Consider the following 24,017-nt stretch of genomic DNA (forward strand, 5'->3'; position numbering starts at 1 on the left):
CGCCGGGTCGAGGCGGCGGACGCCGAGAGCGAGGCCGAGGCAGCCGAAGCAGCACCCGTCGCGGACGAGACCGTGACCACGGAGGTCGCCGCAAAGGCGGCCTCCACCCCGGTGCCGCGCGCCAGCAAGGGCGAGGCGACTGCCCCGAAGGTGGCCCGGCGCCCGGCGAGCAGCATGCCGAAGGCGGCCGCGCCGAAGACGTCGAACAGCGGCAGGCTCGCCGCGCCGCTGCCCCGCCCGGCAGAGAAGGTCAGCCGCAACGACCTCTTCATCCCGGTCAGCAAGCCCACGGTCGACAGCAAGGGGCGCAGGGTCATCGGCTTCCTGAACGTCTGATCCGTCTTGCTTCGGCCCCGCCGCCATCTGCGGCGGGGCCGGCGCTCGAAGTTCCCGTCTCCAACCAACGCCAGCCAACTCGCCGCAGCCGATGATCCTGGAGTGAGCCCCATGCCCCGTTCGGAAGCCCAGTCGAACCCGAAGCCGACCCGCCGCGAGCGGCGCCTCGCCGAGCAGGCCGAGTACCAGCGACGCTACCGGGCCGAGCAGCGGCGGCAGCGGGCCCCTTCGCGCGACGACGTCGCCCGGGTCACGCTGCACTGGTTCGTCACCCTCCTCGTCGGGAACGGCGATTACTCCGGGCTAATGAAGCTCCGCGGCGAGATCGTCCGACGCCTCGTCGAGCAGGGCTTCGATCCGGAGAAGGCGGCCCGCCGTGTGGACGATCTCATCGAGCGATACGAGGACGGCTGGACCTTCCGATTGAAATCCGGATTGGCCGATGCCCGCGATCAGCATGGTGCCGACGCCACGTGATGGGCCGACGACGTGCAGCCTGATGGCTGCCGCCCGGCAGGAGGCCTCGGCGAAACTGCGGTCGCGCGGAGAGCGATCTGACGCTCGAAGCGAACCGACGACCGGCGGCATCTGTCGATGTCCGAAGCGAGGTCGGGCTCCCCGGCATTACTCCTGCAAACGCCGTTTGGATCCGTAACGCCAATCTCTAACCTGGAATCGCGATCGTTGCCGGCGAGACGCGGGCGAGAAACTTTTCCTAAGGCCGCTGGCAGATGTGGCGAACTCGGCGGCGGCCTTCGAACTGGCAAACCTTCGGTCCGACAGCCGGCCGGGTCTGGCTGGCTCTCAGGCTGTGAATCGGCACCGAGTCTCGGCGCCGATCGGCGTGGGATCACGCTGACAAACCTCTGAAAGTGCAGCGGAGGGAAGCATGGACCCGGGTCATGCCGCCGCGCCGAACCAACACACTCCCGCATACCCGGCGGATACGTGCCTGGAAGCGGCGTCCCGGTCTGGTGGCATTTGCTACCTAATGCCGGATCTACGAGGCTTACGAAACCTTTCACCGGGTTTCCGTCCTGCCCACGGCGGCGAGGTGTTCGCTTCTACCCAGGGCAGGAGCCGAATAGGTCGCGGGATCAGATGCTCGGTGATGTTGGGGTACTTGCTGATCTTCTCTCGGAGGAGACCTAGCCCGGCGATGTTGGTGTAGCGTGTCTGCGTTTCGCCGGATCCGAGACGTCCCGACAGATCGTCGATGATGGCAACTTCAACGCCCGATTGCTTCAGTGTGTTCGCCAATCCATGACGGAATGCGTGGATGGTCCTTTCCCAGAGACCGTCTGCCAATTCCGGAGAAGCGTTGAGCAGCGGAACGAAATCCTTGTAAAAGCGATCTCCGGGATCGTTCTTCTTCAACCGCGGAGAATAGAGTTCGGGGAACAACCTCTCGTGGCCGATCTTCCCGACGGCCGCGACGTACTCCATGAAGCCTAGCCGGACGAGCTCGTCCGGAAGGGGCAGAAGTCGGTCCGACTGGGCGTTCTTGATGGTGCGGAATGCATTCTGACGGATGTGAATGGCTGGACCATTCTCGGTTTGGATGATGTCTTGGGTGGCCAGCCCCGCGAACTCGTTTCTGCGCGCACCAAGATAGACGAAGAGCATCGGCAGGAAGTAGCAGGCACTGTGGAAGACGGCCTCTCCCGGTCGGTCCTGGTTCAGCTCGTCGAGGCAGCCCGTGAATACCGGAAGGTTAAAGATCGGGCGGATCGTCTCTGGTGGCGGCTTCACTTGTTTCAGGCGAAGCGTTCCTAGCTTCGGTTTGGCTGGCCGGAGACCCGCCAGCTCCCATCTACCGACGGCGTAGCCATTCGCCCTGACGTGACGCAGGAATGTATCGAGATTGCCGAGGTGTTTGCGAATCGTAGCGGCGGACAGGCCGACGCGATACGGCGGCTCGTTAGTTTGCTCTGCCCTGGTTACCTGCTCTGCTGCGAAAGCCCGCAAAGCCGCGGCCTTCATCACCCGCAAGCGCGCACTTTTCCCATAATGCGTGGGAATGTCGTTGAAGTGCTGGCGTAGGGCCGCAATGTGATGCTGCCTGATCTCACCGGAGTGCCGGACGCCGTGTTCCTCGAGGATGTCGCGGAGGGTGACAACGAGCACATGAGCGTCCCTGGCGCTCTCCTCCGTCCACTCCTTGGCCTTGTTCTTGCGCAACTTAGTGAATTCCGCTTCGAAGTCTGCAAGCCTGAGTACGGGAACATCAGGAGCTGGCTCCGGTGCCGCCTCGACCGGAGCTGCGGAAATGATTTCCTCGCCAAGAGCAGGACCAACGGACGGAGCTTCTGGCGCCGCGCGTTCCGCCGGAGACGCCGGGCTGGTTGGGAGCTGACTTTGATCCGGGTCGGCTGAGGGCCCAGCGTTGCCGCCCGCTAACTCTGGCTCCTGCGATGCCGTTTTTCCGAAAGGTGCGTCAGGCTCCTCGGCAGGAGCGGGCTGCGTGGCGTCAGCCAAAAACTGCGGCCGCTCGTCTTCCGGAAGCGTCGAAGCGGTGAGGGCGTTCTGGCGGCGGTCGATCAGAGGCCAGCGAGCGCCGACGTTCAGGAGTGCGTCTGCCTTCGCGCGGAAGATCTCCATCTTGGCGCGCTCGCGGTTGGCGATCGTGTCCGAAAGTCCGACCTCTGACATCTGCTGGCGGATTTCACGATCGAAGACAGGGTTCTGGGCAGCGGCCTGTTCGGAGCGATGAGTCGCCGCAATGACAGCGATGTGCGGGTCCGGGATCCCGTTACGGGTCAGGATAGCGCGTCCCGGGCAATTTTTGTCCAAGGTTAGCCGTCGACCCGTCCCGAAGAGCTGGAGCAGGCGGTAAGCCCACCCCACCTCGATATCCGCTTCCATCTCCCTCACGTCGTCGTACTTGCCGGCGTAGCGCGCAGCGAAGGCGAGATCCTCAAGATGCGCCGTCATGCGCTCGATCTCGGAGCGGAAGAGCTGGTCGAGTTGAGACTTCGTCGTCATTCCGCAGGAGGGTCTCGCGGTGAGCTCGGCGAGGAGAAGATTGAGACGGCGAGCCATGTAGGCTGCCTTGCTGTGGTCAGACTGTCGGAGGCTGAGGGACAGCCTCGCCGACTTCGGGACTGCCACGAACCGGGCAGGGACCCTGGCGCGCCAATAGAACGTGTGACCGCGTCGTTCAAGGTTCTGGACTTCGTGCCGAGTCGCCACCGATCTGCCCCCACGCTGGCCGGAGCGCGCCATGGGCATCAGCTCCGGGCATCAAATTTGGGCCCAATCGACGACTGGAGCGACCGAGAGGATTCTCAGCCAGACAGAAAGCAGAGCGATTTCAGAGGGTTAGATTTCCCCGAAGGGAAATTGGCTGGGGAACCTGGATTCGAACCAGGACTAACGGAGTCAGAGTCCGTGGGTCTACCGTTAACCTATTCCCCACCGCCGGCTGCAGGACCGAGCCCGGTCGCGCCGTTGCGGACCATATAGCCGCAGATGTCGCGACTGTGAACCCTCGCCGGCGAATTTTTCCGTTGGGCGATTTCCGCCTGATCCAAACGGGAGTGGCGGAGGGCCGATCGGGGCGGGCGCGCGTTCGCGGCGCGGTCAGAAGCTCTCGACGAACGGCCGGATCTCGACCTCCCACGACCAGGCCGAGCGGTGCTGGTCGATCAGCGCCATGTAGGTCTCGGCGATCGCGTCGGGGTCGAGCATGGAGTCCGGCCGGTCGGCAGGCTCGGTCCGGCCGGGATTGCGGATCGCGCCGTCGATGACGACGTGGCCGATATGGATGCCCTGCGGATGGAGCTCGCGCGCCATCGACTGAGCCAGGCCGCGCATCGCGAACTTGCCCATCGCGAAGGGCGCCGAATTGGGGAAGCCCTTCACGCCCGCCGAGGCGCCCGTGAAGAGGATGGTGCCGGCCTGTTTCGGCAGCATCCGCCGCGCCGCCTGTTGCGCGACGAGGAAGGCGCCGAAGGCGGTGACGTCCAGCGCGCGGCGCACGTCCGCCGGATCGAGATTGACCAGCGGCCCCCGCACCCGCGCCGAGGGATTGTAGATCGCCACGGCGAGGTCCTCGGCGCGGGGGTCGATGGAAGCGAACAGGCTGGCCACCGACTGCGGGTCAGATGCGTCGCAGGGGACGGTGGCCGCATTGGTCGAAGCCGCAAGGTCCTGCAGCTTGTCGACGTTCCGCGCCGCGAGCACCAGATTGTAGCCGCGCGCCGACAGCTTCCGCGCGAGCGAGGCGGACAGCCCGTCGCCGACCCCGACGATGAGTGCGATGGACATGACGACCTCCTTCGGACGAGAGCAGCAGACCAGCGTGCCGGCCCCGCTGCGGCACAACCCCTTGGCCCACGGGCCGGGCGACCTTCGGCGAGAGCTAGGCCGCCGGCCGCGCGCGGCGAGGACAAACCGGACGCGATCGGTCCCGAACGTTGCGGCGCGCCGAGCAATGGCTTAGAGACGGCGCCAATCTTTCAGTCGAAATTCGCGAGACGGAGCGACAGCGCGCCATGGCACGCCAGTTCATCTATCATATGTCCGGCCTCTCCAAGGCCTACGGGAACAAGAAGGTTCTCGACAACATCCACCTGTCCTTCTACCCCGACGCCAAGATCGGCATTCTCGGGCCGAACGGCGCGGGCAAGTCGACGCTTCTGAAGATCATGGCCGGCGAGGACACCGAGTTCACCGGCGAGGCGTGGGCGGCCGAAGGCGCGACCGTCGGCTATCTGCCGCAGGAGCCGAAGCTCGATCCCGACAAGACGGTGTTCGAGAACGTGATGGAGGGCGTCGCCGACAAGCAGGCGATCCTCGACCGCTACAATGAACTGATGATGAACTACTCCGACGAGACGGCGGAGGAGGGGGCGAAGCTCCAGGACGTCATCGACGCGCAGAACCTCTGGGACCTCGAAAACCAGGTCGAGATGGCGATGGACGCGTTGCGCTGCCCGCCGGGCGACGCCGAGATCGCGCCGCTCTCCGGCGGCGAGCGCCGCCGGGTGGCGCTCTGCAAGCTGCTTCTCTCGAAACCCGATATCCTGCTCCTCGACGAGCCGACCAACCATCTCGACGCCGAGACCATCCTCTGGCTCGAAAAGCACCTGCGCGAGTACGAGGGCTCGGTGCTGATGGTCACCCACGACCGCTACTTCCTCGACAATGTCACCGGCTGGATCCTCGAGCTCGACCGCGGCCACGGCGTTCCCTACGAGGGCAACTATTCGGTCTATCTGGAAAAGAAGGCCAAGCGCATGGCCCAGGAGGGCCGCGAGGACGACGCCCGCATGCGCGCCATCACGAGAGAGCGCGAGTGGATCCAGCAGGGTGCGAAAGCTCGCCAGACCAAGTCGAAGGCGCGTATCCGGGCCTATAACGAGCTCGTCGAGGCTGCGGAGAACCGCAAGCCGGCCGACGGCAAGATCGTCATCCCGACCGGCGAGCGGCTCGGCAACAAGGTGATCGAGGTCGAGAACCTGACCAAGAGCTTCGGCGACCGGGTGCTGATCGAGAACCTCTCCTTCAAGCTGCCGGCTGGCGGCATCGTCGGCATCATCGGCCCGAACGGCGCCGGCAAGTCGACGCTGTTCAAGATGATCACCGGCCAGGAGAAGCCCGACTCGGGCAAGATCGACATCGGCGAGACCGTCGATCTCGGCTATGTCGACCAGAGCCGCGACGACCTCGACCCCAACAACAACGTCTGGGAAGAGATCTCCGGCGGCGTCGACATCATGAAGCTCGGCAAGTACGAGATGAACTCCCGGGCCTATGTCGGCAACTTCAACTTCAAGGGCCCGAACCAGCAGCAGAAGGTCGGGACCCTGTCCGGCGGCCAGCGCAACCGCGTGCACCTTGCCAAGATGCTGAAGTCCGGCGCCAACGTCATCCTGCTCGACGAGCCGACCAACGACCTCGACACCGAGACGCTGACGGCGCTGGAAGACGCGCTGGAGGAATATGCCGGCTGCGCCGTGGTGATCAGCCATGATCGCATGTTCCTCGATCGGCTGGCGACGCACATCCTCGCCTTCGAGGGCGACAGCCATGTCGAATGGTTCGAGGGCAATTTCGAGGACTACGAGCAGGACAAGATCCGCCGCCTCGGCCCGGAAGCGGTCAACCCGAAGCGCCCGACCTACAAGCGCCTGACCCGCTGACCGGCCCCTGACCTGCAAGTGGCGCCTGCGCCCCGGGCCTTTCCCTGGCGGGTGCAGGCGCCGCCCTCAGCGACCGCGCGCCTGTCTTCGACGCGCGCGCGACGGCGAGCGACGGCCCGAGGCATGACCTGCTCGACCTGCCGTGCTTGTCCCGCGCGGCGGTCCGGATTCGCCATCGGCGCGAACCGCGATATCTCCGGAGGCTTCGTGCGGAGTCGCGCGGGCAGGGCGGCTGTCGGCCCGGGAGCATCGCGAGGGCGCCGGCAGGCGCAGGCGGGAGATTCAGGATGTCACTGATTTTTCTGGAACCTCTTGCGCAACTCGGCTATTCCAGCGGTTCGTAGGTTTGGTGGCGAACGATCGACGGCATGTGCTTGCGCTTCGCCGCGCGGCGCCGTCCTGGGGTTGCCGGGCTCTCGATCGCCGGCGTCGCGGACCAGCCGGGCTTGATGGGGTCTCCAACGCAATGTTCGAGTTTGGATGATGCAACAACAGGCCGGTGACACGCTTCTGCCCCGCCTGGTCGCCGGCCTGGGCCGCCCGTCGGGACATGGCGGTGCCGTCGAGGAACCGGACTTTGCCGGCATCTTCGAAGTGCTCCCGAGCCCGTTCATGGTGCTCGACGCCGATCTCAGATACGTCGCCGTCAATCGCGCCTACGAGGAGGCGACGCTGCGCTCGCGCCAGGAACTGCTGGGGCGCGGATTGTTCGAGATGTTTCCGAACGAGGGCGAAAGCGGCCGCCGGTTGCGCGCCTCCTTCGACAGCGTGTTCGCCACCGGCGAACCCGACACGATCGCCTTCATTCCCTACGAGATCCCGCGCCCCGAGTGGCAGGGCGGCGGCATGGAGCAGCGCTACTGGAGCGCGACTCACACGCCGTTGAAGGCAGCGGACGGCAGCGTCCGCTTCGTCGTCCAGAACACGGTCGACGTGACCGAGATCGTGCGGATCAAGGAAGCGCAGTCGCTGCCCTTCCGCAACGTGCCGGGCGAACTCGCTCTCCTCAAGCATGCGCAGGACGTCGAGGAGGCCTATCAGGAGACCGTGTCGGAAGGCGAGGCGTTCCGGCGCCTGTTCCGGCAGGCGCCCGGCATGATCGCGGTGCTCGAGGGCCCGGAGCACGTCTTCACCTTCGTCAACGACAGCTACCAGCGCTTCGTCGGCGGCCGCGACCTCGTCGGCCGGACGGTGCGCGAGGCGCTGCCGGAGATCGCGGATCAGGGCTTTCTGGAGCTTCTCGACGCGGTCTACACGCGCGGGGAGACGGTGTCGGGCGAAGCGATGCCGATCACGATCCAGCCGCATCCGGACATGGCTGCGGTCGAGGCGTTCATCGACTTCACCTACAACCCCATCAGCAACGCCGAGGGCGCGATCACCGGCGTCTTCGTCCAGGGAAGCGACCGGACCGAGGCGGTGCGGGCCTCGCAGCATCAGCGCACGCTGATGGACGAGCTGAACCACCGGGTGAAGAACACCCTCGCGACGATCCAGGCGATGGCGCGGCAGAGCTTTCGCGATGTCGGCGACCTCGACGAGGCGCGCTATGCGTTCGAGTCGCGGCTGCTGGCGCTCAGCCGGGCCCACAACATCCTCGCCGAGCGCCGCTGGGAATCGGCGCCGCTGACGGCGCTCCTGAAGGAGGAACTCGGCAGCTTCGCCGAGCAACGGGTTCGGCTCGACGGGCCGGAAATCCTCCTCTCGGCGAAATCGGCCATCGCGCTCGCTATCGTGCTTCACGAACTGACCTCCAATGCGCGCCGCTACGGGGCACTGGCGGGCGAGGCGGGCGTTCTCGCGGTCCAATGGTCGGGCGAGGCCCAGACGAGCGGACAGACGCTAGAGGTCGACTGGCAGGAGGCGCGCGGCACTGACGCTCCGGGCGCCCCGGTTCATCTGGAGCCCGGCTACGGGGTCCGCGTCATCACCCGGATCATCGAGGGCGAGTTCGGCGGGACGCTGGCTCTTGACCTTCGTGAAACCGGTCTCATCTGCCGCTTCAAGATCAAACTATTCGAGGCCGGGGACATTGCTGTCTGAGGGGCGGGACGGAAGCTGCGACCTGACCGGGGTGAAGGTCTTCATCGTCGAAGACGAAAGCCTGGTCGCCATGCAGCTGGAAGACATGCTGCTCGACCTCGGCTGCGACGTCGTCGGTCTCGCCATGCGGATCAAGGGCGCGCACGAGATCATCGATTCCGGCATCCCGATCGACGTCGCCATCCTGGATGTGAACGTCAGCGGCGAGACCGTTTATCCCGTCGCTGAACGGCTGTGCAGTTCCGGCGTGCCGATCGTCTTTGCCACCGGCTACGGCCGCGAAGGCGTCGAGGAGCGCTGGCACGGCTGCCAGATCCTGCAGAAGCCCTACACGCTCCAGCAGATCGAGACGTCGATCGACCGCAGCCGCCCGTAGCGGCCGTGGCCGGACGCTTCGGGGTGCGATTGCCCGTTCCGGTAGCCGTCAGTCGTCCTGCGTGCCGGTGATCGACTGCACCAGCTGGCGCGGGCTGATCCCGAGACCCAGCACCCTGGCGGATGGATGAATGCGAGCCGCCTCGGCCTGGACCGCAGGGTCGGCCAGGAGGACGAGGCGCGTTCCCGCCGCTTCCAGCGCCGCCGCAAGGGGCGTGCCGAGGCGGGCCTCCGACGTCTGCGTCACGACCGCGAGCGAGAAGGACCGGCGCGCCAGCCGGTCGAGCGCGGCCTCGGTCGTCGGCGCGACCGTCGCTCGCGCGCCTGCCTCCTCCAGCGCATCCGCGATGCTCAGCGCCCGGCGCCTGTCGGAATCGCAGACCAGCACGTCGCGGCCCTTGAGAAGGCTCGCCCAGGAAAACGCATCGAAGCTGTCGAGCCCGGTCGCCATGGCCGAAGGAGAGCATTGCATCGCCCGTCAGGCAACGCGAAAATCGGGCCTGTTCCGGGGCGCGGCGGATCAGCATGATGGCCGCCGCCGCAGTGCCGGCTCCCGGCCGGACGCCGCCGGGAATTTTCTGCGGGAAAGGCTGGTGCCCCCGGTCGGGATCGAACCGACAATCCTTGCGGAACGCGATTTTGAGTCGCGCGCGTCTACCAATTCCGCCACAGGGGCGAGCGGCCAGTACCGTTCGGGCGCGACTATAGCCGCAACGCCCGGCCGGTCAATCAGCCGCTCCCGGCTTTTCTGGCGGAGGCCCGCCCGCCGGCCGGCACGGCCGCATCGGCGGTCGGCGCTGCGCCGGATCGGCCGCCTCGCCGGTCAGCCGCGCCTTGCGGCAGCGGCAAAGCCCGCTTCGAGGTCCGCCTTCAGATCCTCGACGTCCTCCAGCCCGATCTGCAGGCGGATCAGCGCGCCGCCCTCGGGCCCCTTGGCGATGGTGCGGTCGGAGAGATCGACCGCCACCGCCAGGCTCTCGTGGCCCCCCCAGGAATAGCCGAGGCCGAAGATCTCGAGGGTGTCGAGGAAGGCCGCCGCCGCGCTCTGGTCGCCCTTCAGGACGAAGCCGAAGAGGCCGCTCGAACCCTTGAACTGGCGCTTCCAGAGGTCGTGGCCCGGGAACGAGGGCAGGGCGGGATGCAGCACCGAGACGACGTCGTCCCGGCCCTCCAGCCAGGTGGCGACGGCGAGCGCGGATGCCTCGTGGCGGGCAAGGCGCACGCCCATCGTCTTCAGCCCGCGCAGGACGAGATAGGTGTCGTCCGGTGCGGCGTTGACGCCGATCTGCATCTGGGTCTCTCGCAGCCGCTCGTAGGTCGCCGCATTGGCCGAGACCGAGCCCATCATCACATCGGAATGGCCGCCCGGGTACTTGGTCAGCGCGTGGATCGACAGGTCGACGCCGTGGTCGAGCGGCCGGAACAGGAGCGGCGTCGCCCAGGTGTTGTCGATCATGGTGACGGCGCCGCCGGCATGGGCGGCTTCGCAGACCGCGGCGACGTCCATCAGCTCGAAGGTGTTCGACCCCGGCGCCTCCAGGAACACGACCTTCGTCTCGGGCCGCATCAGCCCGGCGATCCCCGCGCCGATGTGCGGATCGAAATACTCGACCGAGACGCCCATGCGGCGGAGCGTCCCGTTGCAGAACTTGCGGGTCGGCGAATAGACGGAATCGACGACGATGCAGTGGTCGCCGGACGACAGGAAGGCCAGGAGCGGGATCGTCACCGCGGCGAGGCCGGAGGGGACGAGGATCGTTCCGGCCGAGCCTTCCAGATCGTCCAGCGCCGCCTCGAGCGCGGTCGTCGTCGGCGTGCCGCGTAGGCCGTAGCTGTACGGGCTTGCCGCACGGTTCTTCATCCGTTCGGTGTTTTCGAACAGGACGGTCGAAGCATGCACGACGGGCGGATTGACGAAACCGTGCAGCGAATGCGGGTCATACGGGCCGTGAGCGAGGCGCGTATTCACGCCCTGCTGCTTGTTCTTCGGGCTGTTGGTGCTCAATCGTTCGGCTTTCTGCTTTGCGGATGGACGATTTGACCGCGACTGGCGGAAATGGGAGGAATCAGGCGGCCGCTTCTTGACCTGTCCATTTTTATGACATGGAATTGCCACGGTCGACGAGGGACGCGGGAGCGCCGGCGGAACGCTGCGCACCCGACGGGGATCGGCGACACCAAAGTTACAAACCAAACCCAACAGGGGAAGGCATCCTGATGAAATCCATGCTTCTGACCGCCGTGTTCGGTCTTTCGCTCGTAGGGCTCGCCGCGGGCGCGGCCTCGGCGCAGACGCTTCAGACCGTCAAGAGCCGCGGGATGCTGCGCTGCGGCGTCAACACCGGCCTGCCGGGTTTCGCCTCGCAGAACGACAAGGGCGAGTGGCAGGGCCTCGATGTCGACTACTGCAAGGCCGTCGCCGCCGCCGTCTTCGGCGATGCTTCGAAGATCCAGTACGTCCCGCTCTCGGCCGTCCAGCGCTTCCCGGCGCTGCAGAACAACGAGATCGACATGCTGGCCCGCAACACCACCTGGACGATGGACCGCGACACCACGCTCGGCCTCGCCTTCGCCGGCGTCAACTACTATGACGGCCAGGGCTTCATGGTGAAGAAGGAGCTGGGCGTGAACTCGGCGCTGGAGCTGTCAGGCGCCACCGTCTGCGTGCAGAGCGGCACCACGACCGAGCTGAACCTCGCCGACTACTTCAAGTCGCACAACATGAACTACAACCCGGTGGTCATCGAGGCGCAGTCGAGCGTGAACTCCGCCTATGACAGCGGCCGCTGCGACGTTCTGACCACCGACGCGTCGGGCCTCGCCGCCTCGCGCCTGGAGATGTCCAAGCCCGACGACAACGTCATCCTGCCGGAGATCATCTCCAAGGAGCCGCTGGGCCCGGTCGTGCGCCAGGGCGACTGGCAGTGGTTCAACATCGTCAAGTGGACGCACAACGCGCTGCTCGATGCCGAGGAGCTCGGCGTGACGAAGGAGAACGTCGACCAGATGATGAAGTCCGACAATCCGGAAGTCCGCCGCCTGCTCGGTGAGGACAAGGATTTCGGCCAGTCGATCGGCCTGTCCAAGGACTGGGCGGTCAACATCATCAAGGCCGTCGGCAATTACGGCGAGATCTTCGAGCGCAACATCGGCGTCAACACCCCGCTGAAGATCCAGCGCGGCATGAACGCCCTGTGGACCAAGGGCGGCATCCAGTACGGCATGCCGATCCGCTAAGCGGACGCGAATGACGATCGGCGGGTGCCCCGAATGCGGGGCGCCCGCCGGCGAAGAGTCCTCCTATAACTCCAGGCGGCGAGCCTGTTCCTCGTCTTGAGCGTGAGAGACCACAGTTTGACAGCTGAGACCGAATCGTTGTCGCCGCGCTCCGGCGGCTCGTCGATCCTGACCAACCCGACCGTGCGGAGCGTCGTCATCCAGGTGGCGCTGATCGCCTTCCTGGTCGGCTTCACCTGGTGGATCGTCGCGAACACGGCCCGCAATCTCGAGGAGGCGAACATCGCCTCCGGCTTCGGCTTCCTGAGCGCGCGCTCCGGCTTCGACATCGCGATCACGCCGATCAGCTACTCATCGAGCATGACCTACGGCCGCGCGATCCTCGTCGGCATCGTCAACACGCTCATCATCTCCGGCAGCGGCATCTTCCTCGCCACGCTCTGCGGCTTCGTCGTCGGCATCGGCCGCCTGTCGCAGAATTTCCTGATCCGCATGCTGGCGACGGTCTATGTCGAGACCTTCCGCAACATCCCGCCGCTCCTGGTCATCCTGTTCTGGTACTTCGGCGTCCTGTCGGTGCTGGGCGGCCCGCGCGGGATCAAGGAGAACGTCTTCGGCGTCTACCTGACCAACCGCGGCCTGCAGGTGCCGAGCGTCCTGTTCGACCCGCTGGCCTGGGTGACCTTCGCAGCCTTCGTCGCCGGCCTCGTGGCCGTGGTGGTGCTGGCGCGGCGCAACCGGCGGACCCAGCTCGCGACCGGCGAGCGCAAGCCGCTGCTGTGGACCGCGCTCGGGCTGATCATCGGCCTGCCGATCCTCGCCTTCGTCGTCACCGGCCTGCCGGCCGCGCTCGACTTCCCGCGCGCGACGCGATTCAACCTCGCCGGCGGCTTCCAGATCCGGCCCGAATACATCTCGCTGCTGCTGGCGCTGTCGATCTACACCGGCGCCTTCATCGCCGAGATCGTGCGCGCCGGCATCATGTCGGTGTCCAAGGGCCAGAACGAGGCCGCCGCCGCGCTCGGGCTGACGCGCAGCCAGGCGTTGCGGCTCGTGGTCGTGCCGCAGGCCTTCCGGGTCATCATCCCGCCGCTGACCAGCCAGTATCTGAACCTGACCAAGAACTCCTCGCTGGGCCTCGCGATCGGCTATCCCGAACTCGTCGCCGTCGGCTCGACCGTCCTCAACCAGTCCGGCCAGTCGATCGAGGTCGTGTGCATCTGGATGGTGGTCTACCTCACCATCAGCCTGTCGGTGTCGGTGTTCATGAACTGGTTCAACGCCAAGATGGCGCTGGTCGAGCGCTGAGAGGAGCGAAACCATGGAAGAACAGGTCGCTCCCTATGTCGCGCACGAGCAGAAGCAGCCGCTGCCGCCGCCGGCATCCGACATCGGCATCATCGGCACGACGCGGCGCAACCTCTTCGCGACCCCGCTCGACAGCGTTCTGACGATCATCGCCGGCGCCTTCATCGTCTGGGCGGCGTGGAACATCGTCGACTGGGCGCTGGTCAACGCCGTCTTCCACGGCTCCGACCGCACCGCCTGCACGCCCCAGGGCGGCGGCGGCGAGGGCGCCTGCTGGGCCTTCATCAGCGCCAAGTTCGCCCAGTTCATGTACGGCACCTACCCCTTCGGCGACCGCTGGCGGATCGACCTCTCGGTCGTCATGCTCGTCGTCCTCGTCGCCGGGGTGGCGATCCCGGCCGTCCCGTACAAGCGGCTGAACGCCATCCTGCTGCTCGGGGTCTATCCCGTGATCACGCTGGTGCTCCTCACCGGCGGCGCGTTCACCTTTTCCGGTGGGCTGATCTCGTTCCTCCTCCTGATCGCCGCGGCCGTGACGATCAGCGACGTCTCCTCCGACCCGGCCGTCGGCTTCCAGTCGACGCCGGTGAAGGCCGCGGCGGCCGCGGCGCTGTTCGCGCTCCTGGCGCTGCTCGTGACCGCCTTCATCAGCGGCAGCACGATCCGCTTCCTCGACTTCCGCTTCACCCCGCTCAGCCTGGCCGCGCTCGTTGCCAGCGCCGCGGCGCTGGTGATGGTGGTGGCCGTCGGCGTTGCCTCGCGGCGCGGCGGCGGTAACGTCTTCGGCGTCTTCATGCCGACGATCGCCGTCATCGCCTTCATCGCGGTGCTCTCGGCCGATTTCGGCCTGGAGCCGGTGCCGACCAATCTGTGGGGCGGCCTGTCGCTGACGCTGGTCGTCGCGCTGACGGGCATCGCCGCATCGCTGCCGCTCGGCATCATGCTGGCGCTCGGGCGCCGCTCGCAGATGCCGGCGATCCGCATGCTCTGCATCATCTTCATCGAGTTCTGGCGCGGCGTGCCGCTGATCACCGTCCTGTTCATGGCGAATTTCATGCTGCCGCTGTTCATGCCGGAGGGCGTCACCTTCGATCAGCTGCTGCGGGCGCTGGTCGGCACGGCGCTGTTCTCGGCCGCCTACATGGCGGAGGTGATCCGCGGCGGCCTGCAGGCGATCCCGAAGGGCCAGTACGAGGGCGCCGACGCGATGGCGCTGACCTACTGGCAGAAGATGCGGATGATCATCCTGCCGCAGGCGCTGAAGCTCGTCATTCCCGGCATCGTCAACACCTTCATCGGCCTCTTCAAGGACACCAGCCTCGTCTATATCATCGGTCTCGCCGACCTTCTCGGCACGGTGCGGCGCGGCTTCAACGATCCCGCCTGGATCACCGCCTCGACGCCGGCGACGGGGCTGATCTTCGCCGCATTCGTCTATTGGATCTTCTGTTTCTCGATGTCGCGCTATTCCATCTACACGGAACGGCGGCTGGACACCGGGCACAAGCGCTGAAGGAGCCGGTCATGGCCGTCGACGTCGAAACCAAATCCCCCGCCACGCCGGTGGCGGCGCCGCTCTCCAAGGAGATCGCGGTGCAGCTCGTCAACGTCAACAAGTGGTACGGCGAGTTCCACGTCCTTCGGGACATCAACCTCACCGTCCGCCAGGGCGAGCGCATCGTCATCTGCGGGCCGTCCGGCTCCGGCAAGTCGACGATGATCCGCTGCATCAACCGGCTGGAGGAGCACCAGAAGGGCAAGATCGTCGTCGACGGCATCGAGCTCACCGGCGACCTCAAGAAGATCGACGAGGTGCGGCGCGAGGTCGGGATGGTGTTCCAGCACTTCAACCTCTTCCCGCATCTGACGATCCTGGAAAACTGCACGCTGGCGCCGATCTGGGTGCGCAAGATGCCGAAGAAGAAGGCGGAAGAGATCGCCATGCACTACCTGACCCGGGTGAAGATCCCGGAGCAGGCGAACAAGTACCCCGGCCAGCTCTCCGGCGGGCAGCAGCAGCGCGTGGCGATCGCCCGCTCGCTGTGCATGAACCCGAAGATCATGCTGTTCGACGAGCCCACCTCGGCGCTCGACCCGGAGATGATCAAGGAAGTGCTCGACGTCATGGTCGGCCTCGCCGAAGAGGGCATGACCATGCTCTGCGTGACCCACGAGATGGGCTTCGCCCGCCAGGTGGCGAACCGCGTCATCTTCATGGATGCCGGCCAGATCGTCGAGGAGAACGAGCCGCACGCCTTCTTCACCAACCCGCAGCACGAGCGCACCAAGCTCTTCCTGTCGCAGATCCTGCACTGATCGGCGGGGGCGGGCCGGGTTCGCCACGGCCGGCGCCCCGTCGGCCCGGCCGGCCGCGGCGGAGCAGGCGGAACCGCTTGCTCACGAAGACGTTATGTCCCTTCCAGGCCGGGAGGTACCCGGGGGTGGCCGCGGGGTGAGGGTGTCCGAGCGAAACGTCGAGAAGCATAAGGACGGTCGCTCGGTGGAGACGACGACCTCTCCGGCGGCCGGCCTCGTCCGCAAGCAGGTCTTCGAGATCGGCCCGCGCTGGGCGATCATCGGGATCTTCCTGATCCTGACGTTCGGCGCCCTCTACCTCACCGCGAGCTTCGTGCTGCCGGTGATCATCGCCATCCTGTTCGCGCTGGTGATGAGCCCGATCGTGCGCTTTCTGCGCCGCCGGCTGCATATCTGGGAGCCGATCTCGGCCTTCATCCTCGTCGCCGGCTCGCTGCTGGCGCTGATCCTCGGCTTCTACATGCTGAGCGATCCGATCAGCAACATCATCAACAACGCACCGCGCTATGCGGCGGCGGTCGACAACGAGATCCGCTCGGTCGAGCAGCGTTTCCAGCGCCTGCAATCGGCGCAGAAGCAGGTCCAGAAGACCGCCGAGCAGGCGCAGGGACCCCCGTCGCCGGACAAGCCGCAGGAGGTGGTGGTGAAGAACCCCGGCCTGCTCGACAACGCCACGGTCCTCGTCCCGCAACTGCTCGCCTCGGTGGCCTTTTCGCTGGTCTTCCTGTTCTTCCTGCTCGCCTCGGGCGACCTCTTTTACGTCAAGCTCGTGCGCGCCATGCCGACGCTGTCGGACAAGAAGCGCGCGCTGCACATCGCCCACGACATCGAGCGGGAACTGTCGCGCTATCTCTTCACGATCACGCTGATCAACATCTGCCTCGGCATCGCGGTCGGGACGGCGGTCTGGTGGGCCGGCGTGCCGACACCGGCGATCTTCGGCGCCCTGGCGACCGTCCTCAACTTCATCCCGTACATCGGCGCGGTCATGGGCATGGCGATCGTCGGGGTGATCTCGCTGGCGCATTTCGGCAATCTCGGCGACGCGATCGTCCCGGTGCTGCTCTACCTCGCCTGCACCACGCTCGAAGGCCAGTTCCTGACGCCGATGATCGTCGGCCGGCGGCTGGAGATGAATGCCGCCGCGATCTTCCTGTCGGTGGCGTTCTGGGGCTGGATCTGGGGCATCGTCGGCATGTTCCTGGCGGTGCCGCTGATGGTCGCGATCAAGGTCTTCGCCAGCTACATCGAACCGCTCGGCCCGCTCGGGGATTTCCTCTCGGCCGAGACCCAGCACCACGGCGACGAGGAACAGGAAGAGGCGGCGGCGTAGGGCTGCACCCCGCCGGTTCGATCCGACGGGGCGGGTCTGCGGCTTCGGCCGCGGTCAGTCGCGCCAGGACGCATCCTCGACGTCCCGCTCGGCGGCCGCCAGCGCCGCCGTCAGCTTCTCCCGGCCGAGGGGAACGCCATAGGCCGGCTTGTCGCGCTCGAACCGCCAGCTGTCGGCGAGGCTCCCCGCATCGACGGGATCGAAGCCAAGCTCGTCGATCAGCGCCATGACCGTCTGCTTGGCCTCGGCATCGTCGCTAGCGACCGGCAGGGCGCGCCGGTCCGCCGCGCCCTTCGGCCGCGCATCCCGCGCCAGATCGACCGCGCGGATGGCGTTGAACGCCTTGACGATCCGCGCGCCCGGCAGCTGCTTCGCCAGCATCTCGCTCGTCGTCGTCTCCCGCGCGTCGAGCGCCGCGATCCGGCCGTCGCGCTCCGGATAGTAGTTGTTCGCGTCGATCACGATCCTGCCGGAGAGGGCCGCGGCGGGCAGGGCGTCGATCGCCTTCAGCGGGACAGCGACGAGAACCACGTCGCCGAAAACGGCGGCTTCCTCCGCCGTCCCGGCCGTGCAGCCGAGCGCCTTGGCGGCGCTGAACAGCGTCTCCGGCCCGCGCGAATTCGACAGCATCACCGTATGGCCCTTGCCGATGGCGAGCTGTGCGACGCCCTGGCTGACGAAGCCGGCTCCGATCATCCCGATCTTCATAGTCATCTCCTTCGTTGACCCGGCGCGCCGTGATGGCGGCCTCGCCGGCAATTTGATTATCCGTACCGAGGGGATAAAGAGCGGATATGGCGGATCACTCGAAACGGATTGGAGGAAATGGCGGATCGACTCCTCAGCATGGCTGTGTTCGTCAAGGTCGCCGAGGCCGGCTCGTTCGCGGCCGCCGCGGCGGCGCTCGGCCTGTCGCAGCAGATGGTCGGCAAGCATGTCGCGGCGCTGGAAGCGCGGCTGTCGGCGCGGCTGATCAACCGCACCACGCGGCGGCAGAGCCTCACCGAACTCGGGCGCGCCTATTGCGAGCAGTGCCGGATCGTCCTCGCCGAGGCCGCGGCCGCCGACGCGCTGGCGGAGGACATCGCCGCCGAGCCGCGCGGCCGGCTGCGCGTCAACGCGCCGGTCACCTTCGGCAGCGCCCGGCTGGCGCCGGTGGTCGTGCGCTATGCGGCGCGCCATCCCGCGGTGGAGGTCGATCTCGTCCTCAGCGACCGCAAGGTCGATCTCATCGAGGAGGGATTCGAGGCGGTGATCCGGATCGGAACGCTGCAGGACTCCTCGCTGATCGCCCGGCCGCTCGCGCCCTATCGCCTCGTCGTGGCCGCGGCGCCCGCCTATCTCGCGCGGCGCGGCGAACCGGAGCATCCGCGCGACCTCGCGGGCCACGACTGCATCGTCTTCATCGGATCCAGCGAGGCTCGCAGCCGCACCTGGATCTTCACGCAAGGCGACGAGCAGGCGGCGGTGCCGGTCGCCGGCCGTCTCCGGATGAACGATTCCCGCGCGATCCTCTGGGCCGTCGAGGCGGGCAGCGGGATCATGATGGGGCCGGAGGAACTGCTGGCGCCGCTGATGGCGGACGGGCGGCTGAGACGGCTGCTGCCGGACTGGCAGGCGCCGTCCTGGCCGATGCACATCCTCACCGCGCCGGACCGGCGGCCGACCGCCAAGCTGAAGCGCTTCGTCGAGATGGTGATGGCGGAGTTTCCACGGCGGGGCTGAAGCGGGCGGCGAGCCGAGCAGCCGGCACGCGCCCCCAGCCGCCGCCGGCGGAGCTTCGCGGCGCCGCCTGAGGCGCTACGCCGGCAGCATGGCCTGCAGCGTCTCCAGCCGGTCGGCCTCGAAGGCCGGCTTGTCCCATCTGAGCCGCGACACCCGGGGAAAGCGCATCGCAACGCCCGACTTGTGCCGCGAGGAGCGCGCGAGCCCCTCGAAGGCGACCTCGATGACGAGGCCGTGGTCGCGCTCGGCGCGCACCGAGCGCACCGGGCCGAAACGCTCGATCGTGTTGTCGCGGATGTACTTGTCGAGTGCTTTGAGTTCCTCGTCGGTGAAGCCGAAATAGGCCTTGCCGACGGGCACCAGCTCCGGCGCGTCCTCGGGACCAGTCCAGACGCCGAAAGTGTAGTCGGAATAGAAGCTCGATCGCTTGCCGTGGCCGCGCTGGGCGTACATCAAGACGGCGTCGATCAGGTGCGGGTCCTGCTTCCACTTGAACCAGGGTCCCTTCGGCCGGCCGGGCACATAGGCTGAATCCCAGCGCTTCAGCATCAGCCCCTCGATCACCGGATGCGGCGGCTCGGCCCTGAGGCGCGAGAGATCGTCGAAGGTCGAAAACGGCACGAAGGGCGAGATGTCGAAGCGCGACGGCTCGATCTGCGCGACGAAGGCCGTCAGCCGTTCGCGGCGCGCGGCGAAGGGCAGGCTCCGCAGGTCGTCGCGTCCCTGCTGAAGAAGGTCGTAGGTCCTGAGGAACACCGGATATTTCTTCAGGACGGCGGCCGAGACGGTCTTGCGGTTCAGCCGCTGCCGCAGGTCGGAAAAGGTGCCGACGACGATGTCGTCCTCGCGCCCGGAGCCTTCCGCCACCTGCGGCCTGCCGCTCTTCGGCGAGGCGGGCCGGGCGACCAGCAGTTCGCCGTCGAGCGTGCCGTCATAGGTCATGAAGTCGAGGAGGTCCGGGAAGGCGCCGGAAATGTTGTCGCCGGTGCGCGAGTAGAGGCGCCTGACGCCCCGCTCGACGCTCGCCTGGACGCGGATGCCGTCCCACTTCCATTCGGCAGCATAGGTCTCGGGATCGATGCGGCCGTAGTCCGGCTCCTCCAGCGGCTGCGACAGCATGACCGGGCGGAACGGCGCGGCGGCGGCCGAGACGGGCTTCTCGCCGGAGCCTTCCAGCCAGGCGAAGAGATCGGCGTAAGGCGGCGCCAGCCCGTGCCACAGCTCCTCGATCTCGGCGATGTCCTTCGCCCCGAAGTCGGCCAGCGCCTGCTTCGCGAGGCGCGAGGAGACGCCGATGCGCATCGCGCCGGTGACGAGCTTCAGGAGCGCGTAGCGGCCGGAGGAATCCAGCCGGTCGAGCCAGGCCTCGACGAGCTTCGGCCCCTGCTGCCGGCTCGCGGCACCGAGGCGGGTGACGATCTCGGCGAGGGAGGGCTCCGGCGGTAGATCCGGAGAGGCTCGGCGGTTGCGATACCCCCCTCTGCCTGCCGGCATCTCCCCCACAAGGGGGGAGATCGACGGTTTCGATGGCGATGACGCGTATTTTTCGTTGCTGCCTATTGCATCTTCAGAGGGAAACGGCGCTGTTTCCGAAATTTCGATCTCCCCCCTGGCGGGGGAGATGCCGGCAGGCAGAGGGGGGCGCGAAGGGCTCGACACCTGACGGCTCTCCTCCGCCTCCGCCTCGGGCCACACCAGCGCGATCGTCTCCGCGAGGTCGCCGACATAGTCGTAGGAATAGCCGAACAGCACCGGGTCCATGCGGCTGGCCATCAGCTCGCGCAGCATGGCCGGCTTGACGCTCGGAATGTCGAGGTCGCCGGTGATCGCGGCGAGGCCATAGCCGCGCTCGGGGTCGGGAACCGCCCGGAAGAAATCCACCATCAGCTTGAGCTTGCCGTTGCGCGACGGCGTCAGGACGAGGCGGTCGAGGAGGTCGGCGAAGGCCTTCACCGGAGCGCGCCGCGGCAGGAGATGAACCGCGCTTCGGTCGTCATGGACGCCGCCAGGTCTGCACGGTCCTGCAGAGAACCTTCGCCAGGCAGCCCCGCAGCTCCAGCGCCTTGCCGTTCAGGCGCAGGGCCCCGCTATAGGTGCTGTCGTTGCGCGGATCGCGGACGGTGCCGGCATGGGTCGGGCCGGCGGTCGCGACCTGCGCCACCCATTCGCCGGAATACGGGCCGGAGACGATCGTCGCGCAGAAGCCGGCGGGGCAGTTGCGCACGGCGATCGCGGTCCCGTCCTCGGCGATCCAACGGCCGAGCGGGCCGGCGGCAGCTAGAGCCGGGGAGGATGCGGCGAGAAACGCCGCCGCGGCGGCGGCTGCGAGGGGCGAAAGCCGGGCAGGCGAGCGTCGAGGCATGTAAGGTCTCCTTGGTCGGCAGCGAAGATGCCGCGCCCGGCGGCGCGCGCAAGGGCCTGCGGCCGAACACCGCCGCCGGCCGTCATCCCGCCGGCGCCACGAGCGGATGATCGGACGGCAGCGCCCGCGCCCCGCGGATCTGCCGCAGCCGCAGGTGATGCCTGGCGGTGAAAACCGCATCGGCGTCCATGCCGGGCTCCGCGACCAGCCATTCCAGATAGTCGCTCGGCACCTTCGAGAGTTCGATGCCCTTGTGGCGGCCGAAGCGCAGCTTCGCCAGCAGCGCCGGCTCATTCGATACGCGCTCGGCCCGCTCCAGGAAGTCGGCGACGTCTAGGCAGCGCGGCATCAGCGTTTCGGCGATGCGCCGCAGGAGCACCGCAGTGCAGAGCGCGTCGTAGAGGGCGCGGTGCGGGTGCAGGCCCTGGAGCATCGGCGCGACCGGCGAGAGGTCGAGCGGCACGTATTTGACGAGGCTCTGCAGTCCGTGCGCCCGCACATGCGGGAAGGCGCGAAGGGCGAGCTTGTGCGTGCAGAGCCAGCGGCCGGTCAGCCGCAGGCGCGAGCGGTCGAAGCTCGCGCGCTGCGCCGCGAAGGTCGGTGCGGCCGCGAACGGCTTGACGGCTTCGGAAAAGGGCGGCGCACCGAGCAGCATCTCGTCGCTGATCTGGTGCACCTTGCGGGCATGCGGGTTGATCACCGCGCCGGTCGGATCGCAGAAGGTCTGCATCGGATTGGCGATCGCGCCGGTCGCAAGATCGAGATCGACCGAGCCGATCTCGATCACCGCGTCCTCTTCCAATCGTTGGCCGGCGGTCTCGGTGTCGATCACCCGGACGAGGGTCGGCGCGGGTTCCGCGAACAGGGATGGCGTCGAAGGCACGGGCGGGAAGAGGTCGGACATCGCGCTAAAGATCGTGCTTTCCCGCCGCTTCCGCAAGCGCCGGAAGGACGCAGCCTTCCTTTCCGAAGGCGCCGGCCGCCGCCGCCGCCGACCGCGCGACCCGCCGCCGAACGGCAAGCCTGTCGTCGCGACCGTAAAGGAGCCTGCGTACTTCCGCCGCTTCAGAACAGCGAGCCTTGGCCCTCCGCCGCCTTCTTCGCCGCCGCCCGGCGCCGGCGGGGCGCCGGGGGGGCGGCTTCGGGCACCCCGTCCGCCTGCGAGACCGCCTCGCCGGCCGGCGCGGCAGCCTGGCGCGCGCGCTTCGGCCGGTCCGGCGGCGGTGTGCTTTGCCCATCCTCCCCGGTCGCGACGGCGTGGCGAATCTGCCGCCCGGCGAACTCCACCTGGAACGCCATCCCCGGCTCCAGGCCGGAGGCCCGCACGATCGGGACGTTTCCGGCGTCGCGGACGATCGCATAGCCGCGCTCCAGCACGCGGCGCGGGTCGAGGCTGCCGGCCATGCGCCAGGCATTGCCGAGGCGCTGGCGCCGCGTCTCGCCGAGCCGTGTCTCGGCGAGGGCCAGCCGCTCGCCCAGTCGGTCGAGATTGACCCGCGCGGCCTCGCTACGCGCCCGCAGCGCGTGCGGCTTCAGCTCTGCGGCGACGCGCTCGAACCGCCGCCGGCGCTCGTCCAGCGCAACCCGCACGGCGTGGTCGACATGGGTGGAGAGATGGCGCAGCGCGGCGCGCTTGTCGCGGGCGAGACCGTCGAGGCTCGACGGCGACAGCCGCGCGGCGATCTCGGCATAGGCGCGGCGCTTGTCGGTGATCGCGACGCGCAGGCACTGGCCGAGGCTGGTCGTCGCCTCGTCGAGCCGGCGCCGCGGCAGCGCGAGCAGCATGTCCGGCGCGGGCAGGGCCCGGGCGGTCGCGGCGACATGCCGGCGCTCGGCATCGAGACGGCGCGACACCGCCGCTCCGTGCCGCGCGTGCAGGCTGGCGATCGCCGCGACGAGCTCGGCCTTCACCGGCACCGCCATTTCGGCCGCGCCGGTCGGCGTCGGCGCGCGGCGGTCGGCCGCATGGTCGATCAGCGTCCAGTCGGTCTCGTGCCCGACCGCCGAGATCAGCGGGATCTGCGAGGCCGCCGCCGCGCGCACCACCGCCTCGTCGTTGAAGCCCCAGAGGTCCTCGAGACTGCCGCCGCCGCGGGCGACGATCAGAAGGTCCGGCCGCGGCACCTTGCCGCCCGGCTCGATCGCGTTGAAGCCCTCGATCGCCCGCGCCACCTCGTCACCGGAGGTCTCGCCCTGCACCCGGACCGGCCAGACCAGGAGATGGACGGGAAAGCGGTCGGCGATGCGGTGGCAGATGTCGCGGATGACGGCGCCGGTCGGCGAGGTGACGATGCCGATGACGTTCGGCATCAGCGGCAGGGGCTTCTTCCGCTCGGCTGCGAACAGCCCCTCCGCTTCCAGCTTGCGGCGGCGCTCGTCGAGAAGCGCCATCAGCGCGCCGGCGCCGGCCGGCTGGATGTCGTCGATGACGATCTGGTATTTTGACGCGCCGGGATAGGTCGTCAGCTTCCCCGTCGCGACGATCTCCAGCCCTTCCTGCGGCTTGAAGGAGAGCTTGGAAAAGCTCGTCCGCCAGACGACCGCGTCCATGCGCGCCTTGTCGTCCTTCAGGCAGAAATAGGCGTGGCCGGAGGAGTGGGGGCCGCGATAGCCGGAGATCTCGCCGCGCACCCTTACATGGCCGAAGGTGTCCTCGACCGTTCGCTTCAGCGCACCGGAGATTTCCGAGACGGTGTATTCGGCGACGTTCGACGCGGGCGCCGATTCGGCAAGAAGGCTCATGGCGCCTAGTGTGGCGACGGGAGTCCGCCGGGGCAAGGCTTCGGCCGGCGCGCAGGACGCATGTCGCGATCACTCCCTCGCGTTTTGACGATGC

19 protein-coding genes, 2 tRNA genes and 1 pseudogene are annotated in these 24,017 nt (G+C 67.6%); 11 read left to right on the forward strand and 11 right to left on the reverse strand.

What is annotated here, in order from left to right; all coding sequences use genetic code 11:
* Window positions 1–336 (forward strand): annotated as a pseudogene (locus AB5S17_RS21290) (hypothetical protein); the annotation flags it as partial.
* Between the two features lie 111 nt (window positions 337–447).
* Window positions 448–813: a hypothetical protein gene (locus AB5S17_RS21295; protein WP_369243201.1), complete on the forward strand. Its 366-nt coding sequence runs from the start codon at window positions 448–450 to the stop codon at window positions 811–813.
* 507 nt (window positions 814–1,320) lie between these two features.
* Here the strand turns inward: AB5S17_RS21295 and AB5S17_RS21300 are convergent.
* From AB5S17_RS21300 to AB5S17_RS21310, 3 genes are all read right to left on the reverse strand, one after another.
* Entirely contained in the window at window positions 1,321–3,567 is a 2,247-nt protein-coding gene (locus AB5S17_RS21300) for a DUF6538 domain-containing protein (protein WP_369243202.1), read from the reverse strand.
* A 112-nt stretch (window positions 3,568–3,679) separates the two neighbouring features.
* Window positions 3,680–3,753, reverse strand: a tRNA-Gln gene (locus tag AB5S17_RS21305).
* A gap of 165 nt (window positions 3,754–3,918) precedes the next feature.
* On the reverse strand, window positions 3,919–4,605 hold the full coding sequence (locus tag AB5S17_RS21310; RefSeq protein WP_369243203.1) for an SDR family NAD(P)-dependent oxidoreductase: 687 nt from the start codon (window positions 4,603–4,605) through the stop codon (window positions 3,919–3,921).
* Window positions 4,606–4,832: 227 nt separating this feature from the next.
* Here AB5S17_RS21310 and ettA point away from each other — a divergent pair, with 227 nt between their 5' ends.
* From ettA to AB5S17_RS21325, 3 genes are all read left to right on the forward strand, one after another.
* Complete coding sequence (ettA, locus tag AB5S17_RS21315) at window positions 4,833–6,482, forward strand: energy-dependent translational throttle protein EttA (RefSeq protein ID WP_369243204.1); 1,650 nt, start codon at window positions 4,833–4,835, stop codon at window positions 6,480–6,482.
* A gap of 480 nt (window positions 6,483–6,962) precedes the next feature.
* Complete coding sequence (locus AB5S17_RS21320) at window positions 6,963–8,525, forward strand: sensor histidine kinase (protein WP_369243205.1); 1,563 nt, start codon at window positions 6,963–6,965, stop codon at window positions 8,523–8,525.
* Window positions 8,515–8,901: a response regulator gene (locus AB5S17_RS21325; RefSeq protein WP_369243206.1), complete on the forward strand. Its 387-nt coding sequence runs from the start codon at window positions 8,515–8,517 to the stop codon at window positions 8,899–8,901. The genes AB5S17_RS21320 and AB5S17_RS21325 overlap by 11 nt, the downstream gene beginning before the upstream one ends.
* A gap of 48 nt (window positions 8,902–8,949) precedes the next feature.
* On the opposite strand, the gene AB5S17_RS21330 is transcribed toward AB5S17_RS21325, so the two are convergent.
* The 3 genes from AB5S17_RS21330 to metC all read right to left on the reverse strand — a co-directional run bounded on the left by AB5S17_RS21330 (window position 8,950) and on the right by metC (window position 10,905).
* Entirely contained in the window at window positions 8,950–9,351 is a 402-nt protein-coding gene (locus AB5S17_RS21330) for a hypothetical protein (protein ID WP_369243207.1), read from the reverse strand.
* Between the two features lie 140 nt (window positions 9,352–9,491).
* Window positions 9,492–9,576: transfer RNA gene (locus AB5S17_RS21335), tRNA-Leu, on the reverse strand.
* Between the two features lie 147 nt (window positions 9,577–9,723).
* Window positions 9,724–10,905 (reverse strand): cystathionine beta-lyase, encoded by a 1,182-nt coding sequence (gene metC / locus AB5S17_RS21340; protein ID WP_369243208.1) that lies wholly within the window; start codon window positions 10,903–10,905, stop codon window positions 9,724–9,726.
* A 212-nt stretch (window positions 10,906–11,117) separates the two neighbouring features.
* On the opposite strand from metC, the gene AB5S17_RS21345 reads away from it, so the two are divergent.
* The 5 genes from AB5S17_RS21345 (at window position 11,118) to AB5S17_RS21365 (ending at window position 17,094) form a co-directional block, all read left to right on the forward strand.
* Window positions 11,118–12,137: an amino acid ABC transporter substrate-binding protein gene (locus AB5S17_RS21345; protein WP_369243209.1), complete on the forward strand. Its 1,020-nt coding sequence runs from the start codon at window positions 11,118–11,120 to the stop codon at window positions 12,135–12,137.
* A gap of 117 nt (window positions 12,138–12,254) precedes the next feature.
* Window positions 12,255–13,445, forward strand: coding sequence for an amino acid ABC transporter permease (locus AB5S17_RS21350; protein WP_369243210.1), 1,191 nt, complete (start codon window positions 12,255–12,257; stop codon window positions 13,443–13,445).
* A gap of 13 nt (window positions 13,446–13,458) precedes the next feature.
* Window positions 13,459–14,958, forward strand: coding sequence for an amino acid ABC transporter permease (locus AB5S17_RS21355; protein WP_369243211.1), 1,500 nt, complete (start codon window positions 13,459–13,461; stop codon window positions 14,956–14,958).
* An 11-nt stretch (window positions 14,959–14,969) separates the two neighbouring features.
* A complete protein-coding gene (locus AB5S17_RS21360; protein WP_369243212.1) occupies window positions 14,970–15,761 on the forward strand; it encodes an amino acid ABC transporter ATP-binding protein in 792 nt (263 codons plus the stop codon).
* Between the two features lie 184 nt (window positions 15,762–15,945).
* On the forward strand, window positions 15,946–17,094 hold the full coding sequence (locus AB5S17_RS21365; RefSeq protein ID WP_369243213.1) for an AI-2E family transporter: 1,149 nt from the start codon (window positions 15,946–15,948) through the stop codon (window positions 17,092–17,094).
* Between the two features lie 54 nt (window positions 17,095–17,148).
* Here the strand turns inward: AB5S17_RS21365 and AB5S17_RS21370 are convergent, their stop codons facing one another.
* Window positions 17,149–17,802 carry an NADPH-dependent F420 reductase gene (locus AB5S17_RS21370; RefSeq protein WP_369243214.1) on the reverse strand — a complete coding sequence of 218 codons (654 nt, stop codon included), beginning with the start codon at window positions 17,800–17,802 and terminating at the stop codon, window positions 17,149–17,151.
* Window positions 17,803–17,940: 138 nt separating this feature from the next.
* Between AB5S17_RS21370 and AB5S17_RS21375 the strand changes: the two genes are divergently transcribed.
* Window positions 17,941–18,819, forward strand: coding sequence for a LysR family transcriptional regulator (locus AB5S17_RS21375; RefSeq protein WP_369243215.1), 879 nt, complete (start codon window positions 17,941–17,943; stop codon window positions 18,817–18,819).
* 75 nt (window positions 18,820–18,894) lie between these two features.
* On the opposite strand, the gene AB5S17_RS21380 is transcribed toward AB5S17_RS21375, so the two are convergent.
* From AB5S17_RS21380 to xseA, 4 genes are all read right to left on the reverse strand, one after another.
* Window positions 18,895–20,772: a cisplatin damage response ATP-dependent DNA ligase gene (locus AB5S17_RS21380; RefSeq protein WP_369243216.1), complete on the reverse strand. Its 1,878-nt coding sequence runs from the start codon at window positions 20,770–20,772 to the stop codon at window positions 18,895–18,897.
* A 40-nt stretch (window positions 20,773–20,812) separates the two neighbouring features.
* Complete coding sequence (locus AB5S17_RS21385; RefSeq protein WP_369243217.1) at window positions 20,813–21,181, reverse strand: DUF2147 domain-containing protein; 369 nt, start codon at window positions 21,179–21,181, stop codon at window positions 20,813–20,815.
* Between the two features lie 82 nt (window positions 21,182–21,263).
* Window positions 21,264–22,085 (reverse strand): exonuclease domain-containing protein, encoded by an 822-nt coding sequence (locus AB5S17_RS21390; RefSeq protein ID WP_369243218.1) that lies wholly within the window; start codon window positions 22,083–22,085, stop codon window positions 21,264–21,266.
* 161 nt (window positions 22,086–22,246) lie between these two features.
* Entirely contained in the window at window positions 22,247–23,923 is a 1,677-nt protein-coding gene (gene xseA / locus AB5S17_RS21395; RefSeq protein WP_369243219.1) for an exodeoxyribonuclease VII large subunit, read from the reverse strand.
* Window positions 23,924–24,017: the final 94 nt, after the last annotated feature.

It is taken from the genome of Jiella sp. M17.18, assembly GCF_041027365.1.
In the GTDB taxonomy this organism is placed as follows: Bacteria; Pseudomonadota; Alphaproteobacteria; order Rhizobiales; family Rhizobiaceae; genus VKMB-3413.